The organism is Calditrichia bacterium (assembly GCA_020634975.1).
In the GTDB taxonomy this organism is placed as follows: domain Bacteria; phylum Calditrichota; class Calditrichia; order RBG-13-44-9; family J075; genus JACKAQ01.
This window is the reverse complement of record JACKAQ010000001.1, coordinates 2,681,014-2,696,397: the sequence shown is the minus strand read 5'-3', so window position 1 is coordinate 2,696,397 and position 15,384 is coordinate 2,681,014. Positions and strand designations below refer to the sequence as shown.

The 15,384-nt window shown below is 47.5% G+C and carries 13 protein-coding genes; 2 read left to right on the top strand and 11 right to left on the bottom strand.

Features of this window, described 5'->3' with window-relative positions:
• Positions 1 to 85: 85 nt before the first annotated feature.
• Together H6629_10870 and H6629_10865 are read right to left on the bottom strand one after the other, a co-directional pair.
• A complete protein-coding gene (locus H6629_10870) occupies positions 86 to 1,918 on the bottom strand; it encodes a HAMP domain-containing protein (GenBank protein MCB9068297.1) in 1,833 nt (610 codons plus the stop codon).
• Positions 1,915 to 3,561, bottom strand: a complete 1,647-nt coding sequence (locus tag H6629_10865) for an ABC transporter substrate-binding protein (GenBank protein ID MCB9068296.1) — start codon at positions 3,559 to 3,561, stop codon at positions 1,915 to 1,917. Before H6629_10865 ends, H6629_10870 begins: the two co-directional genes overlap by 4 nt.
• Positions 3,562 to 3,864: 303 nt before the next feature.
• On the opposite strand from H6629_10865, the gene H6629_10860 reads away from it, so the two are divergent.
• Together H6629_10860 and prfB are read left to right on the top strand one after the other, a co-directional pair.
• The gene (locus tag H6629_10860; protein ID MCB9068295.1) at positions 3,865 to 5,481 is read left to right on the top strand and encodes a SpoIID/LytB domain-containing protein; all 1,617 of its coding nucleotides are present in this window, start codon (positions 3,865 to 3,867) and stop codon (positions 5,479 to 5,481) included.
• Positions 5,482 to 5,494: 13 nt separating this feature from the next.
• Positions 5,495 to 6,605, top strand: a protein-coding gene (gene prfB / locus H6629_10855) for a peptide chain release factor 2 (GenBank protein ID MCB9068294.1) whose coding sequence is annotated in 2 segments (ribosomal slippage) — positions 5,495 to 5,563 and positions 5,565 to 6,605 — 1,110 coding nt in all. Because the reading frame shifts where the segments join, the coding sequence is not laid out codon by codon here.
• Between the two features lie 60 nt (positions 6,606 to 6,665).
• On the opposite strand, the gene H6629_10850 is transcribed toward prfB, so the two are convergent.
• From H6629_10850 to H6629_10810, 9 genes are all read right to left on the bottom strand, one after another.
• Entirely contained in the window at positions 6,666 to 7,436 is a 771-nt protein-coding gene (locus H6629_10850) for a DUF481 domain-containing protein (GenBank protein ID MCB9068293.1), read from the bottom strand.
• A gap of 130 nt (positions 7,437 to 7,566) precedes the next feature.
• Positions 7,567 to 9,876 (bottom strand): tetratricopeptide repeat protein, encoded by a 2,310-nt coding sequence (locus H6629_10845; protein ID MCB9068292.1) that lies wholly within the window; start codon positions 9,874 to 9,876, stop codon positions 7,567 to 7,569.
• 85 nt (positions 9,877 to 9,961) lie between these two features.
• A complete protein-coding gene (locus H6629_10840; protein ID MCB9068291.1) occupies positions 9,962 to 10,618 on the bottom strand; it encodes a transglutaminase domain-containing protein in 657 nt (218 codons plus the stop codon).
• Between the two features lie 100 nt (positions 10,619 to 10,718).
• Positions 10,719 to 11,192: a chemotaxis protein CheX gene (locus tag H6629_10835; protein ID MCB9068290.1), complete on the bottom strand. Its 474-nt coding sequence runs from the start codon at positions 11,190 to 11,192 to the stop codon at positions 10,719 to 10,721.
• A 75-nt stretch (positions 11,193 to 11,267) separates the two neighbouring features.
• Positions 11,268 to 11,657 carry a response regulator gene (locus tag H6629_10830; protein ID MCB9068289.1) on the bottom strand — a complete coding sequence of 130 codons (390 nt, stop codon included), beginning with the start codon at positions 11,655 to 11,657 and terminating at the stop codon, positions 11,268 to 11,270.
• The gene (locus H6629_10825) at positions 11,654 to 12,142 is read right to left on the bottom strand and encodes a chemotaxis protein CheD (GenBank protein ID MCB9068288.1); all 489 of its coding nucleotides are present in this window, start codon (positions 12,140 to 12,142) and stop codon (positions 11,654 to 11,656) included. The genes H6629_10830 and H6629_10825 overlap by 4 nt, the downstream gene beginning before the upstream one ends.
• A gap of 2 nt (positions 12,143 to 12,144) precedes the next feature.
• Positions 12,145 to 13,197 carry a chemotaxis response regulator protein-glutamate methylesterase gene (locus H6629_10820; protein ID MCB9068287.1) on the bottom strand — a complete coding sequence of 351 codons (1,053 nt, stop codon included), beginning with the start codon at positions 13,195 to 13,197 and terminating at the stop codon, positions 12,145 to 12,147.
• A gap of 3 nt (positions 13,198 to 13,200) precedes the next feature.
• Complete coding sequence (locus H6629_10815) at positions 13,201 to 14,034, bottom strand: protein-glutamate O-methyltransferase CheR (GenBank protein ID MCB9068286.1); 834 nt, start codon at positions 14,032 to 14,034, stop codon at positions 13,201 to 13,203.
• A 69-nt stretch (positions 14,035 to 14,103) separates the two neighbouring features.
• Positions 14,104 to 15,360, bottom strand: a complete 1,257-nt coding sequence (locus H6629_10810; protein ID MCB9068285.1) for an MFS transporter — start codon at positions 15,358 to 15,360, stop codon at positions 14,104 to 14,106.
• Between the last annotated feature and the right edge of the window lie 24 nt (positions 15,361 to 15,384).

Genomic DNA, 15,384 nt, shown 5'->3' with positions numbered 1-15,384 from the left:
GCTGCGCCACGACAATTAATATTCATTCCTTATCCTTTATCCTTCATCCTTCATCCTTTATCCTTCATCCTTCATCCTTCATCCTTTATCCTTCATCCTTATCCTTTTCCGGCTCCACCGGCGGATCGATCGGTAATTCCAGAAAAACAGACGTCCCCACACCCGGTTTGCTGCGGATATAAATTTTCCCGCTGTGTCCCTGAATAATTTGCCGGGCAATCGCCAAACCGAGCCCGGTGCCGGAGCGTTTGGTGGTGTGATAAAATTCGAACACTTCCTGCAAAATTTCCTCAGGGATACCTTCCCCACTATCCTTAAATTCAATAATTACAACAAATTGCTGATTTTCATCATCGGATAAATCTTTCACAGTCGTGTTGATGCGCATGATGCCCGTATCGGGAATCGCTTCGATGGCGTTGATAAAAATGTTGTGAAACACCTGTTTCAACTGATTGTAATCGAACATTCCGGTCACTTTTTTTCGCGTAAATCGCGTTTTGACGGCAATTCCCTCAGCTTCAGCGCGGGTTTTTTGGAGCAAAATCACTTCCGAAAGCACGGCGTGAATATCGGTTCGCACCGGATTGAGTTCCGGCGGGCGGGCGATGGTCAAAAAATTGGTCACCAAATCGTTGATGCGGTTGATCTCCGACGAAATCACATCCAGATATTTGATTTTGCGCTCTTCCGGCATATCCGGGCGGGAAATGGTGCGTTTGAGCATTTGCATATTGATGTTCATCGAATTTAGCGGATTGCGCACCTCGTGGCTGACCAGCGCGGCAAAACGGCTGAGTGCCGCCAGGCGCTCCATCCGCTGCAATTCCCGCTGATTTTCTTTTAGCGAATTGGCCATCGCGTTAAATTCGCTGGCGAGTTCCGCCAGTTCGTCGCGGGTCGGTAAATCGATTTTGTGTTCCAGATTTCCGGCGCCGTATTCGCGGGCACCGCGAACCAGTTCCAGCAACGGTTTGGCAAAACGGCGCACCCCAAAAATCCCCAAAATGATGGCAATCAGCACGGTTAACGTGGTAAAATACATCACGTTACGTTGCATTTGGCTGGCCAGTTGGAACGCCTCTTCCTGCGATTGTTCCACCAAAACGCTCCAGCCGAGTCGCGGCACTTCGGAATGCACCAAAATGACGGATTCGCCGTTGACATCGTGGGTAATTTGCTGTGCTGCGCCAGATTTCAGATTTTGGTAAAAATCGTACGCAGAATAATCTTCGCGATTGAACACTTTGTCCCGGTCCGGATGGGCGATCACCTGACCATCCGCGCTCAGCAAAAACGCGTAACCGGTGTTGCCGATGGTAACGCTGTCCACCAGCGTCCATATACTTTTGAGATCGATTTCAGCAACAAGTTTGCCCACCTGCTGGTTAAACCGGGAAATCGGTTCGGCAATGGTCATCAGCGGAAAACGTGATGGCGAGAAATAAACTTCCGAGAAAAACTCGTGCTCTTCCAGAAAAAACGGCTGGTCGCGCATATCGCGCGCTTCTTCGCCAAATTGAGTAGTAACAACCACATAGCCACTGTCGTTCAGCACATAAATTTTGCGAAAAATGGGATTGGCTTCTTTAATCCGGTTGATGAGGCTGCTTTGCTGGAACACGTCCATTTCGTAAATATCGCGGGTGAGCGAGGTGGTTTGCAGCACGGTCAGCGGATCTTTGAGGAACAAATAAATTTCGTTGCTGGCGCGACGGGCGGTTTCCTGATTGAGTTGGAAAACGTAATTTTGCACGGTTTCCTGCGTTAGCGAAATGAGCAAAATGCTCACGAGCACCAACGGCACCACGCCCAAACCGACATAAGTGAGCATCAGCCGGGTGGAAATTTTCCGGGCCAGCACCTGCTGAAATCGCCGTTTGAGCAGGCGCAACCGTGTTTTGACACGCCATTTCATGGATATTTCTGCAGGTTTTTGGGTACAAACCAGTTTTCGATGGGATTCAGCCGGAAGAACATCCGTTTGTCGCGGGTGCGCACCACATCGCGGAACGATGCGAAGCGTTTGTCCAGCCCGATCAAAATATCGTTATCGAAAAACAAAAATGTGGCCGGCGTTTCGCGATTGAGATAATATTGCAGTCGTTCCAGCGCGTTTTCGTGTTTGGCCGGCACGTTGCGAACGAGGTCGAACAGTTGGCTCAAATATGCGTTGCGATAGTTGGGAACGTTTTGCTCCGCACCGAGCACATTTTCGAAAAAATCCTCTGCCGCGCTGAAGGGATAATCCGGATCGTAGGTATAGGAATAAATCATCGCTTCGTACTCGCTGTTGCTGAGCAGGCGATCTTTGGCATCCGGCGAAACCGGGAACGGCTGAACGTTCACATTTATTTCCGCCAGATTAAGTTTGATCGCCCGGGCCAAATTTTGCTCCAGCTCGGAGTTTTCCGCAAAAAACAGCTTGAACGTGAGCGGTTGTCCATTTTTTTCGATCATCATCGATTGGCGATTGTATTGCCAGCCGGTGGCTTTCAGCAATTGGATGGATTCGCGCGGGCGGTAGCGATCTGTAAAAAACTCCCGTTTGAAATGCGGCGAATCGTCCGGAAATAGCGAATGGCTCACCTCCCCGATGGATTTTGCGAATCGCTCGACGATATTTTCTTTGTGAATCGCCAGATTTATCGCGCGGCGCACGCTGGCATCTTTCAACGCGCCGTGTTGTACATTGAACAGCAGCACGTATAATTTGGCTTCCGGTCGCGGCGTTAAAAACACGTTGATGCGGGTGCGCATCAGTTCCAGCAGCCGGTCTGTGGTGTTGCGATCGGGAAATTCGATGTAGTCGATTTCGCCATTCACCAGCGCGTCAATCAGCGATTGTTCATCGTTGTAAAAACGCAGCCGAATTTCTTCCAGAAACGGGCGTCCGTAAATGTATTGCAGGTGATACCGCAACATGATCAGGTCGCGGGTTTGGTAAACAATTTGGAAAGGACCCATTCCCATCGGCTGAATTTCGTCGAACAGGCGATAGCCCATTGTCGTTATTTCCGCGTAATAATCCGCAGAAACGATGGGCACATCCGCCAGCGTTTCCAAAAAATTTTCGTCGGGTTCTTTTAAAGTGAAGATTACTTCGAGGTCGCCGCTGGTTTCAATTTTGCTGATGTTTTTGAAATCCAGCCTGCGGTTGAGCACATGCCCCCCGAATCGCCGCAGCAAATTGAAAGTGAACTGAACATCGGCATTGCGCAAAATCTGGTTATTTTGAAAAACCACGCTGCGTTTGATGAGGATTCGCCAAATCCGGAAATCGGCGCTGGCAAAATGCTTCTCGATGAGCGTTGGCGGCGCGGCAATTTTCCCGGGTGTTTTGAGCAAACCGTAGCCAAAAACGAGCTGCACAGCGGTTTTTTGAATGTCGGAGTCTATTTCAAAAGGATTGATCGAAAATTGGTTCTGCCGGATCGCCCCGTAAACCAGGCGATCGCCATAGGTTGCCGTTGTTGATTGGCCGGGTGTTGACAAGCTTTGCCCATACACCGCCGTCAGCATGCAAATCAGCAACCAGAATATGCTTCCCCTGTTTCTCAAAAAGGCTTCTCCATCAGCGATAACCCGTCAACATAACAAAATAGCGACGTAAAATCAATTTTTTATCGGGAGATTTTTTTTATGCGATGCTTTGGCACATCTAAAACTTGATTTTTTAGCAAAATGACGCTATCTTACCTAGCTAAACTATGTTCTGGCAGATTGCCATAAACATAATTAAACAGCGGTATCAACCGGCACCGGAACGGCTCAGCAAACGTATTTACTGAAAATTCCAAAGCTGTTTCCGGCAATAATAAACGAATTATTTTACTAACTTTATTAAAACCAAAGAGTTACGATATGTCAAACAGCGCTCAAGCGATCCATCTCAAATCCACGAACAACCAGCCTGTCTTTCGGATCGGTTTATTCAAAGATCAGGAACATATCGATTTTCGCGTTATGGGTGCATTTTCGCTGGTTGATGGCGAAAACAAACCTTTGATAGATAATATCAAAACAGACCTGAAATGGCGAATAAAAATCAAGGATAGCAAGCCCGGCAAAGAGCATTATTTTTTAGTGCTCTACGAATCTTTTAAAAAAGATATGGCGGAGCAGAAATTGAAATCAGCACAACTGATTGACAAATCTGCGGAGCTGAGAGTATTGGGCGGCAGCATTAATCTGGACAAACGCCAGGTGAATAATAACACCAAATATGTGGTGGTTGCCGGCAATTACCCGACAGATATCGCGGCACGCAAAGCGTTCAAACGGTTTCAGCCGGAATTTATTCCGTATGTGGAAAAACACCGCGACAAAGCGCCGGGCGGGCAGTTGGAAGCGTTTGACGCAGAATACGACAAATCAACCGAAGTCAAAGATGTTTTGCGCATCATTCCCAAAGACCTCAACAGCAAAATCAAAATTTTTGCGGTACGCACATTTGATGATGTGTTGCAACGCGATTATTACGCCGACCAGGTTTTCAACGGAATTCTGGAATTCCGGCTGGATATCAACGGTAACCTGATGGCCATCAGCGAAGTGCCGCTGGAGCTGTATCTGGAACGGGTGATCCATTCAGAAATCGGTTCGGATTTGCCGCCGGAATTTTCCAAAGCGCTGGCAATCGTTTGCCGCAGCGAAGCGATGGCACGCATCAACCACCAGTGCCTCGGCGATCCGTTCGATTACACCAATATTGGCGAAACCCTGCGCTATTTCGGGACGGATTTTGACGATGAAAATATCATCAAAGCAGTACAGGAAACTGCCGGACAGGTTATTTTTCTCAACGATCACATCCGCGATACGCCGTTTCACCTGATTTGCGGCGGTCACACGGAAGATTCCCACGCAGCAACCGAAAGCAGCGACGAAGCGCATTTTCTCGGAAAATACGACTGGCACACCGTGCCGGAAACCTTTACTTCGTTGCAGAACGAAAAAATGGTCAGTAGTTGGATCGAATCGCGCCCGGAAACATGGTGCAACCTGAAAGGGCGCAAACTGCCGCCATCGCTGGAACGCGTCAAAAAATTTTTCCGCTGGGAAGTTGATTATTCCCGCCGGGAACTGGAAGATATTATCCGCAAAAAAACCGGTGAAGATATCGGTATTTTGTTCGAAATCATTCCCATCAGCCGCGGACGTTCCGGACGGCTTTTTGAGATTGAGTTAATCGGCAGCCTGAAAAATTACCGGATTCGCGGGCAGTTGAACATCCGCGAAGCGCTGTCATACGATTATCTGCCAAGCTCCTGTTTTGTTGTTGAACGGGATTTGGATGACACCGGAACGCCGATCAATTTTACATTTGTGGGCGCCGGACAGGGTCACGGCGTGGGCATGTGCAAAACCGGCGGCGCGGTAATGGCAATGGAAGGCTTTACCAGCGAACAAATTCTGGAACACTATTTTGAATCGTGCCAGATTCGCTCGATTTACGACATCAATCTGGACAAGAAATAAAGGGGAAGAAGGTATGGTTGAAGAAATTAAAGCACGGCTCAACGAATCCCGCGAGATGTTGGTGAATCTCCGGGGGTATCTTTGATGTTGATTCGCTGCAACAAAAAGCGGAAGAATTAGAGCGTATCACCACAGATCCCGAATTTTGGAACTCCCCCGAAGCCGCCCAAAAAACCCTCAAACAACTGAGCGATATCAAAGAACGGGTGAACGACTGGAAGGGTCATTTTCAGCAGTTGGAAGATATGGATTTGATGCTGGAAATGGCTGCAGACGCCAACGATACTGCCGAGCTGGAAGCATTGGCAAAGCAAAGCGACGCGCTGCTTAAATCTGTAAAAAACCTGGAATTACGCGGATTATTGGGACAGCCGGAAGATCAGAAAAACGCCATTTTGACGATTCATCCGGGCGCAGGCGGAACCGAAAGCCAGGATTGGGCACAAATGCTCATGCGCATGTTTTTGCGCTGGTCGGAACGCCAGGGCTTTAAAACCGAAACGCTGGATATTTTACCCGGCGATGAAGCGGGCATCAAAAGCGTCACCATCGAAATAAAAGGGCGTTTTGCTTTCGGATATTTGAAATCCGAATTGGGCGTGCACCGATTGGTGCGGATCTCGCCGTTCGATTCCAACGGACGACGCCATACTTCGTTCGCATCCGTTTTTGTGCTGCCGGAAATTGATGAAGAAATTGAAGTTGAAGTAAACCCGAATGATTTGCGGATCGATACGTATCGCGCCAGCGGTGCGGGCGGCCAGCACGTTAACCGGACAGATTCCGCGGTGCGGATTACCCACATTCCAACGGGAATTGTGGTCACCTGCCAAAGTGAGCGTTCCCAGCATAAGAATAAAGCCAACGCCATGAAAATTCTCAATGCGCGGCTGTATCAAAAAAAGCTGGACGAAGAACGCGCCAAACAGCAAAAACTGGAAGACAGCAAAACGGATATCGGCTGGGGAAACCAGATTCGCTCATACGTTTTCCACCCCTATCAAATGGTGAAAGACCACCGTACCAGCCACGAAACCGGCGATACCCAACGGGTAATGGATGGCGAAATTGATGATTTTATTTATTCGTATTTGCTGAAAGCGCCGGAACTGGCAAAAGAATAGCAGACATTTTTATCAACTTTTGACCGTGCAGATTGTCAAAATCTGCACGGTTTTTTATGCCTAAAACAGCACACTAATACCGTTACTCAACTCCAGATCATACGATTTTACACCTGCGGGCGGTTCGTTATCGCGCCGGTAATTGACCGTTGTGCGGAAAACCACCTGTTTGGTCAGGTTGAACGCCAGCGTGCTTTCGGACAGTAAGCGGTAATCGCTGCTGCTTTCCAGCGACGGCTGAAAATAGCCGATCACCAGAAATCGCAGCCGTTCGTCAATTCGCCAGCGAATGGAAAGATAATTGGTTGAGCGAAACTGGTTTTTATCCTGAACCGATGTTTCCAGATCCAGCGATTCGTGTTCCCACATGATGCCAACGCCCAAATACGCAACAATGGATTGTTTGGCAGAATCCTGATTGACCAGCTGAAAACGCAATCCGCCGCCGACCAATTCCCGGTCTTTCAATTTGATAAAATCGTTGAATTCTTTTTGGAGAAAAACTTCTACCTGTTGATTGCTGAAAACACTGCGCATCAATCGCCCGTGCACAAACGCTTTGTTGATAAACAGCTCATTTGCCTCCAACCCGCGCTGATAATTACCCACCAAAAATGCAGAAAACGGCGTAAATTTAACGTCGATCCGCGAACCGGCTTTCAATTTTAAATATTCCGAGTTGCCGGCGTTGTATGCCATATCGAACGAAAAATTGGCGCTCCAGCCTTCGGCGGCATCCTGTTTCCGCAATGCCTCGGTATTCACCTGCGCAACAACTATCTGAGCTGGTAAAACCAGAAATAACAACAGCTTCAACACTTTATTCTGCATGAAAAAAAGCTCCGTTTTCATCATCAATTAATCCGTCAATTGCGGGAAAATGTAAACATCGGGTGGTAGGTTTGTCAATCATTTCCGTGAATGATCGTACTCAGAACAAGTTTCGGGCGATTGGAAATTTTTAACTGGTGGGACGCAGCTTTCCCAACATCTCGCGAGCTAATATAGCATCTCTAAAATCCGGTTCGGCATCTGCCCAAATTTCCAGGGCACGCTCAAAATGGGTTATCGCCAATGAATTATCGCCTCGGGCAGCAGCGAGATGCCCCATTTCCATTTGCAAACCGGGTGAATGTGGGGCAATTTTGAGCAATTTTTTCACCAACTGATTGGCATCGACAAACTTCCCCAATTTCCGGTAGCAACGAACAATATCGAGATTCGTTGAAACATGAATTTCCCGCCACGGCTCCATCTCAATACGACTCTGGAACGCCGCCAAGGCGCTATCTGGCTTCCCTTTGGCTTCTGCTATTATGCCACGGGCATATTGAACAAAGTGCCGTAATTCTTCCCGTTTATACAAGTCGATGCCGGCGATAACATCTACCAACGCTGCTTCGGCACGCGGAATATCTTTTTGCCTCAAAAACACCCGTAATTCGCCAAACGCAACCAGCTTTTTTAGCGATTCCGGCAGTTCGTTTTTGGTGTTTGCCAGTATTTTTGTAGCGCCGTCAAAATCTTGGGCTTCCACAAACGGTTCGATGCCCAATATCTGATATTCGATGTTAAATGATAGTGGATTGGTGCTGCGCTTCAACAATGCCAGGCGCTTTTTGTGGATGTCTAACGCTTTGCGCACCTGCCCTTTATATTGATAAAATCGCATTATTCCGTCGAGCACATTTGTGCTATCAATCAAACTCGTGCAGCTTGCCAACGCATCGGCATACATTTCGCCTGCAATTACCGGATTCCCGGTATTGAGCGATACGCGTGCCAAAGCTATTTTGGCAGCAACACCGCCCGGCTCCAGCAGCAGCGCTTTTTCAAAATTGGATTTGGCGGCTGCAAAATCACCCAAATCCTCATACATATCGCCAAGCTTGTAAAACGAACGGTATTCGTTGGGATAGGCCTCTGCATAACGCCGGTAGCTTGCCAGTGCGCTTTCAAAATCCCCTTTTTTGAATTGGATAAAACCGATATTGTGCAAAATATATTGCTTTTCCGGATCGAGATCCGCGGCGATTTGCCACTGTTTTATCGCTCCGTCGAAATTGTTTCGTTGATTCAACGCCGAGCCATAATTCAAATGCGCGTTGACATCCTGTGGATAGAGTTCTGTCCACATTTTCAGCAGGGCAAATTGTTTATCGATTTCCTGATTGACGAAATAATAAAAACTTTTGAGATAAAACTGGTTACGTTCCGGCAATTTGTAGTGATGTTTCATTGCTTTTTCGAGCACTGTTTTGCCCTGCACTTCCTGCCCGTTATTTAAATAAACGCCTGATAAATCCCAAAGCGCGGAAGCGAATGTCGGATCATCTGCAACTGCTTTTTCGAACAGTTGCTGTGCGGTAGCGTAATCTTTCCTGAAATTGTTGGCAAAACGCCCTTTGGCGTAATTCTCGAAAGCGTCCGCATTTGATGTCAGTATTTCGCTGAGCGGTAAATCCACAGCGTTGATGCGGCTTTGCTCGGGTAAATCGACATTATTTTTGATAAAAATGGCAACCGAATCGATTAGATCAACATAATTGTCGCCGCGGAAGGACGCCCCGGCAATTTTTTTCCCGAGCTTGGTTTGATAAATTTCACTGTCAAGCTGCAGGTTTTCACCGTCGGATTGATAATTTCCGGTAATGACAAAATCGAGGTGCATATCGCGGGCAATTTTTTGCTTCAGCGCAAATGGAATATTCACGCCATTGGAAAAACCGGCGGCTTCTACCCGGTCTTGCAGCCACTCGCTGCTCCACAAATCCAAAAACATATTTTGAGAAAGATCGTAAAACAATGCAAAAGAGATACCGTGTTGCAACCAATCCAAATCATTGTTTTTGCTTTGATTATCAAACGCAAATAACGCCAACCGCCGCCGCGCGTTTTCGGTCGGGATACTCCGCTTCATTTGTTTTCCGTACTCGTCTTCGATAGTTACGGTTTGCGACGCAGCATCCAGCGATTTTCCGCTGAACAGAAAAAATAGCAATCCGGCAGTAATTAACGCGTTTACCGGAATACCGATTTTCTCCAAACGTCCCCATTTCTGGCGATTTGGCGCACCGTGGAAATAGGCCAATAACAAAACAGTCGGGATAAGTGACACGAGTGTAACTTGTGCAATATCAGTTAGATACGACGACAAACCATAGCGATTGACCAGCCAATCCACATATTGAATCGCAGCCCAGCTACCACCGAGATACAAGCCAAAAATTTGCGGGACCCGCCGGTGAACCATTTCTTTGATAACACTCATTTACCGCCTCTTCTGTTGAATTCACAGAAAATAGCGGTAATCACCAAAAAAAACAAGATTTGGCATCGCAGAATTTGATGTAATTTTACAACCCGGAAATGATGACCGGCAGGTTTTCATCTGTTTGCTGTTGGTTGAACAAATGCGGATAATGACGCTTTAATTCGGTGATGAACAGATCGCGTGGCACATCCGCAAATGTGCCGTAATCATGCAAATATTCCATAAATTTTCCGCCATCCGCTGCGTATTGCTGAAACAGCGAATCTGTTTTTCCATCGAATTCCAGCGGTGCAACGTTCAGCCTGTCGCACAGTTGCCGATTAAACGCAGGCGTGGCTTTCACCCAACAGTTATCGAGATATAATTCTGTGTAACCGTGGAACACCAGCACATCCGTCTGGAGAATTTTTTCCAGTTTTTCCGTGCCGATGTGGTTGCGGACGTTGGCAAATCCCAATCGCGACGGGATGCCCAACACCCGCGCGCTCGCCGCCAGCAAACAAGCTTTTTCGATGCAATATCCATAATTGCGGGTGAGCAAATGGCTGGCTTTCATGGCGGATTCGGAGAGGTCAATTTGGTAGGGATCGTATCGCCACCCATCGCGGATGGCGTAAAAAAGAGACATTGCAACTTGCTGCGGATCGCGGTTGCTACCGGTTGTTTTTTTCGCAAAAGCGATCACTTTCGGGTGATCGCTATCGACAAAAAATTTAGGCTCAAGGTATTGTTTTTTCATAGTTTTTGCCAACATTTTCAGTATGAAAACCTGTTATGGAAATATACCGAAAATGTTCAGCAATGTCGAGCGGGGAAAATTCTATCGAGCAGATTCGCCATCATTTTTGCGGCACGTTATGGCTGAAGCTGAGGTAAATCGGCTCCATATCCACATCGCAGGATAGCAGCATGCTTTTGTTCACTTCTTCCATGGCAATGCGTTGCGCCTGGCTGCCAGATTTGGGATAACCCAAATTGAACGGTTCGCCATTATTGAGCAGATTGCGCACAAAACAACCAAAAATGGTGTTGGCAAATTCGCCGAGCATATCGTCCACAATTTGCGGGTCTTCGGCGGTTAATCCAACGGTTGTTTCGAACAATTCATTCGCCTGTTCTTTCTCAAAAAAGAGGGATAATTTAGCCGAAAACGGTTGTTGCAGTTCGATAACGGCAACCCGGTAATCCTGAACCGGTTTTGGCAGCACATTCACCTGTTGGCAGGGTTCGGCTTCGGCGAATGCCAAACCTTCGAACGTTTCGGCAAGTGCATCATTTAAAGCGGAGAGCATTTTTTCTGTTGCCAATTCCATAAGTTCTTCCTCACAATCTACTGTTTTATATAACTTTATATTTTTTTTAATCCATTTTAGAAAACAGACTTTCGGCTAAAACGATGTCAGTCCGTCGCGGTATTCGGTCAGAAACTGGCAAACTTCGGGCATTGCCAACGGTTTTTTGAAAACTTCCAGCGCCCCGTTTATTTTCAATTCCTGAACTTTTTGTTCGGTTACGATGCTGGAAATGACGATAACTTCGGTTTGGGTTAATTTTGGCGATGCTTTAATTCGCCGTAATAATTGAAAACCGTCCATTTTCGGCATGTTTAAATCCGTCAACACCAGCTCCGCCGGTGATTGTTTGAGCATTTCCAGCGCTTTTTCGCCGCAGTCAGCTTCCCGGATTTCCAGATTTTCAAATCCTGCAGCTTCCAACACCCGCCGCACGATTGAACGTGCAATAGCTGAGTCATCTGCGATTAACACTTTCTGAATCATATTTCCCATTCCCCTTTTCCCGGTGATGAAATAAGAACTCTGCCGGTTTCAATTTCAATCGAAACTTTTCGGCCGTAATTTTCCCCAACTTCTTCTGCAATGGGCGCGAGGTGATTTTTCCAGAGCATTTTACGGATAGCGAGCACATTTCGTTTTCCGATATTGAATGTTCCCCCCTGATCCATCACAGTTGCGCCGCCGGTCAATTTGATGATCAGATCACCCGGTTTTTGAACGCCGTATTTGCGCTGAAATTCCTGAATCATGTGCGGTACGGCGGTATCGGCATATTGTCCCGGTAGAATGTTCTGGTTATTCGGATCAGCAATTTTGGAATCCGGTAATGCAATGTGCGCCAATCCGACCGTTCTGGTTTTTGGTGCCAAAAAAACGAGGGCGACACAAGAGCCCAAAACAGTCCGGATCACATCGCCGGGCGTGTTTGAAATACCAATTTCGCCGGTTTTAACAAAAATAATTCCCATAATTATTTCAAATATTCAGTGATGATGTATGGTATTTTATCCAATGCCGCCAATTTTTCTGCGCCACCACGTTGGTAGGCTTCTTTCGGCATGCCAAATACGACAGATGTAGCTTCGTCCTGTGCGACGGTACGTGCGCCGGCTTTGCGCATTTCTACCATTCCGTCCGCGCCATCCGCACCCATTCCGGTGAGCATAACCCCAACCGCATTGGTGCCAACCGTTTTGGCAACGGATCGGAACAGCACTTCCACAGAGGGTTTGTGTCCGCAAACCAAATCGCCATCTTTAATAGATACGCGATATACGCCGCCGGAGCGTTTGAGCTCCATATGCTTCCCTCCCGGTGCAATCAGCGCAGTTCCGGTTAACACGCGGTCGCCATCTTCGGCTTCTTTTACATCAATCGCACAAAGCGAATTGAGCCGTTCGGCAAATTTTTGGGTGAAAACAGGCGGCATATGTTGCACAATTACAATTCCCGGAGTGTTCGGCGGAAGCATGCTCAGCACATCTTTGATAGCTTCCGTACCGCCGGTGGATGCGCCAATGGCAATCACTTTATCCGTAGATTCTGACAGTGACTGAACAGTTGCACGCTGTGCAGTATTCCGGGAATGGCGGGTGCGCCCCTTCCAGTGATTGACGTTTACCCGTGAGGCCATTTTTACTTTAAATCGCAAATCACTCATCATTTCCTGTAGCCCGTTTGCCACATCGATAGACGGCTTGGTGACAAAATCTACCGCGCCGGCAGCTAGCGCATCCAGCGTAATTTGGCTACCCTTGCGGGAAAGCGCGCTAACCACAATTACCGGCAACGGAAATTGGGGCATCAATTTTCGTAAAAATTCCACTCCGTCCATTCTGGGCATTTCGATATCCAGTGTCAACACATCCGGTTTCAGTTGCACAATTTTATCCCGCGCGATATACGGATCAGACGCACGACCGACCACTTCGATATCCGGGTCCTGGGCAAGCCCAGTACTAATCACTTCCCGAACCAGGGCAGAGTCGTCCACAACCAATACTTTTACAGGGTTTGAATTCATTGATTAATTCCTCCGATAGACTGCCGGTTGGACATAATGATATGGAATATCGTAATTTCGCAGGGTTTCGGAATGCCCGATAAATAAATAGCCATTGGGCTCCGTATAATTATGGAAGCGTTTAACCAGCGCATCGCGGGTCATTTCATCAAAATAAATCATGACATTCCGGCAAAAAATCACCGGAAATTTGCCTTTGAACGGAAAGCTGGGGCGCATCAAATTGAGGCGCCGGAACAGGATCATTTGTTTCAGCGAGTCATTCACCTGCCACCGGCCGTCTGGCAATTTGCGGAAATATTTGCGTTTCAAATCCGTGGGAATCCGCTCAATATTTTCTGTTGCATAAATGCCGGTTTGTGCTTTTTCCAATGCGTTGCTGGAGATATCCGTTGCCAAAAGCCCCAGTTCCCAATTACCCCCTTCGTTTTGGAAATACTCTTTGGTGAGCATGGCCAGCGTGTATGCTTCCTCACCGGATGAACATCCGGCGCACCAAATACGAATATCGAGCCGGCCGATTTCCCGTGCTCGTTGGGCTAATTGAGGTAAAACAATCTCTCGAAAATATTTGAAATGATCATCTTCGCGGAAAAAATAAGTGTGGTTGGTCGAAATGTGATCGATCAACAAGCTAAGCGCTTTACCCGATCGATCGTTAATCACATATTGATAAAATTGCTCGAAGGATTGATACTGATGGCTCCGGAGGATTTTGCTCAACCGCCCGACAACCAGCGTTTTTTTGTCATTTCCCAGAGAAATCCCGAACCGGCTATACACCAGATCGCGGATCAACCGGTATTCTTCATCCCTGATTTCAACATAATTGGTAATAACTTCCACGACGAGTCCCTGTCGTTTTGAGTGAAAATTTTACAGCAAACTGCGAAACGTTTCGCAATATTAACGGCTTTTTTTTACAGAATATAACCGCCAAAAAAATGGCAGTGATACCAGCACGCAGAATAATTCGAACGATCCGCTGATAATAAAAGTTTGGCGATATGCCTCTAAATCGCTGTATTGTTGGCTAAACCAGTAGAACAGGCTGCCGCCAACCAACGGTCCAACCACAAAGCCGAGCGACCCGGCAATATTGTATCCCGCGAAAACCGCGCCGTGGCTTTCAGTTGCGGATAAATCTTTGCAGAGCGCCAGCGTTGGTGCAAACATCAACGAACTCATAATACCGCTAAACACCATTGCAACGGCAAACCAGTGGTTCTCCAAATGGCCGTAAAACATAAAAACAACACCGAACAGCAAGCTGCCGGTTACCATCATGCCGACACGTCCGGTGCGATCGGACAACCGTCCGGCGGGATAGGAAAGCAGCGAAAACGGAATAAGAAAATACGATAACGTAATCCCGCGTTGCGCCGGCGACATCATCAAAACATCTGTCATATACAGCCCAAGCGTAGAAACAACCACACCGATGCACAATCTGTCGATAAATGAATATGCATACGGTATCAGAATAAACGGGTTGTTGCGTAACATGCCCATCAAATTACCCGAACGGTGGAGTTTTGGGGATTTTGCCGCTGTATTTTGAACCGCAACAAATGCAAACAATGCGGTTGCAAATGATACGCCCGCCGCAGCCCACAGCACCCGAATAGCGTTATCACCGGCGATGACACCACCAAGTGGAACACCAATCGTAATGCCCAGCATAATCATTCCACCAAGCGCGCCCATTGTTCGCCCTGTGCGACCGGGTTTTGCGGATTCTGCGCCGCAAGTCAGCCAGGCAGACAATGCCGTAATGTGCATTGTGCCTTCCAGAAAACGGGCAACCATCAATGCCGGAAACGATGATGCCACCGCCATACCGGCAAAGCAGAGTGCATTTAGTGACAACGAAACGGCGAACAGCATCCGGCGGTTCACACCCCTATCGAGTATGCGACCAGCAATCGGCGCGAATAAAATCGCACCAATCAAACTGGTAGACATAAAGGCATGTGCCCAAAAAGTATCCACTAAAAAACGGACACTAACCAACTCTTTTAGCACCGGCACAATCATTGTTACCGGCAACATGGTTAGCAAAATTCCGGCCGCCAGCACAACTGTTGGGCTGTGCTGGCGAGCGCGGGAGCTGGTGTTTCCCGTTGTATAAATTTCTGTCACCGTTCTGGTTAATTGCAACATTTGGACAATTTACTTTCTAAAGAA

Bases quoted from the DNA above. Each gene is read 5' to 3' on its own strand.
- H6629_10840 (MCB9068291.1), bottom strand. From the start codon at position 10,618: ATGAAAAAACAATACCTTGAGCCTAAATTTTTTGTCGATAGCGATCAC.
- H6629_10845 (MCB9068292.1), bottom strand. From the start codon at position 9,876: ATGAGTGTTATCAAAGAAATGGTTCACCGGCGGGTCCCGCAAATTTTT.
- H6629_10850 (MCB9068293.1), bottom strand. From the start codon at position 7,436: ATGCAGAATAAAGTGTTGAAGCTGTTGTTATTTCTGGTTTTACCAGCT.
- H6629_10825 (MCB9068288.1), bottom strand. From the start codon at position 12,142: ATGGGAATTATTTTTGTTAAAACCGGCGAAATTGGTATTTCAAACACG.
- H6629_10870 (MCB9068297.1), bottom strand. From the start codon at position 1,918: ATGAAATGGCGTGTCAAAACACGGTTGCGCCTGCTCAAACGGCGATTT.
- H6629_10860 (MCB9068295.1), top strand. From the start codon at position 3,865: ATGTCAAACAGCGCTCAAGCGATCCATCTCAAATCCACGAACAACCAG.
- H6629_10835 (MCB9068290.1), bottom strand. From the start codon at position 11,192: ATGGAATTGGCAACAGAAAAAATGCTCTCCGCTTTAAATGATGCACTT.
- H6629_10810 (MCB9068285.1), bottom strand. From the start codon at position 15,360: ATGTTGCAATTAACCAGAACGGTGACAGAAATTTATACAACGGGAAAC.
- H6629_10830 (MCB9068289.1), bottom strand. From the start codon at position 11,657: ATGATTCAGAAAGTGTTAATCGCAGATGACTCAGCTATTGCACGTTCA.
- H6629_10820 (MCB9068287.1), bottom strand. From the start codon at position 13,197: ATGAATTCAAACCCTGTAAAAGTATTGGTTGTGGACGACTCTGCCCTG.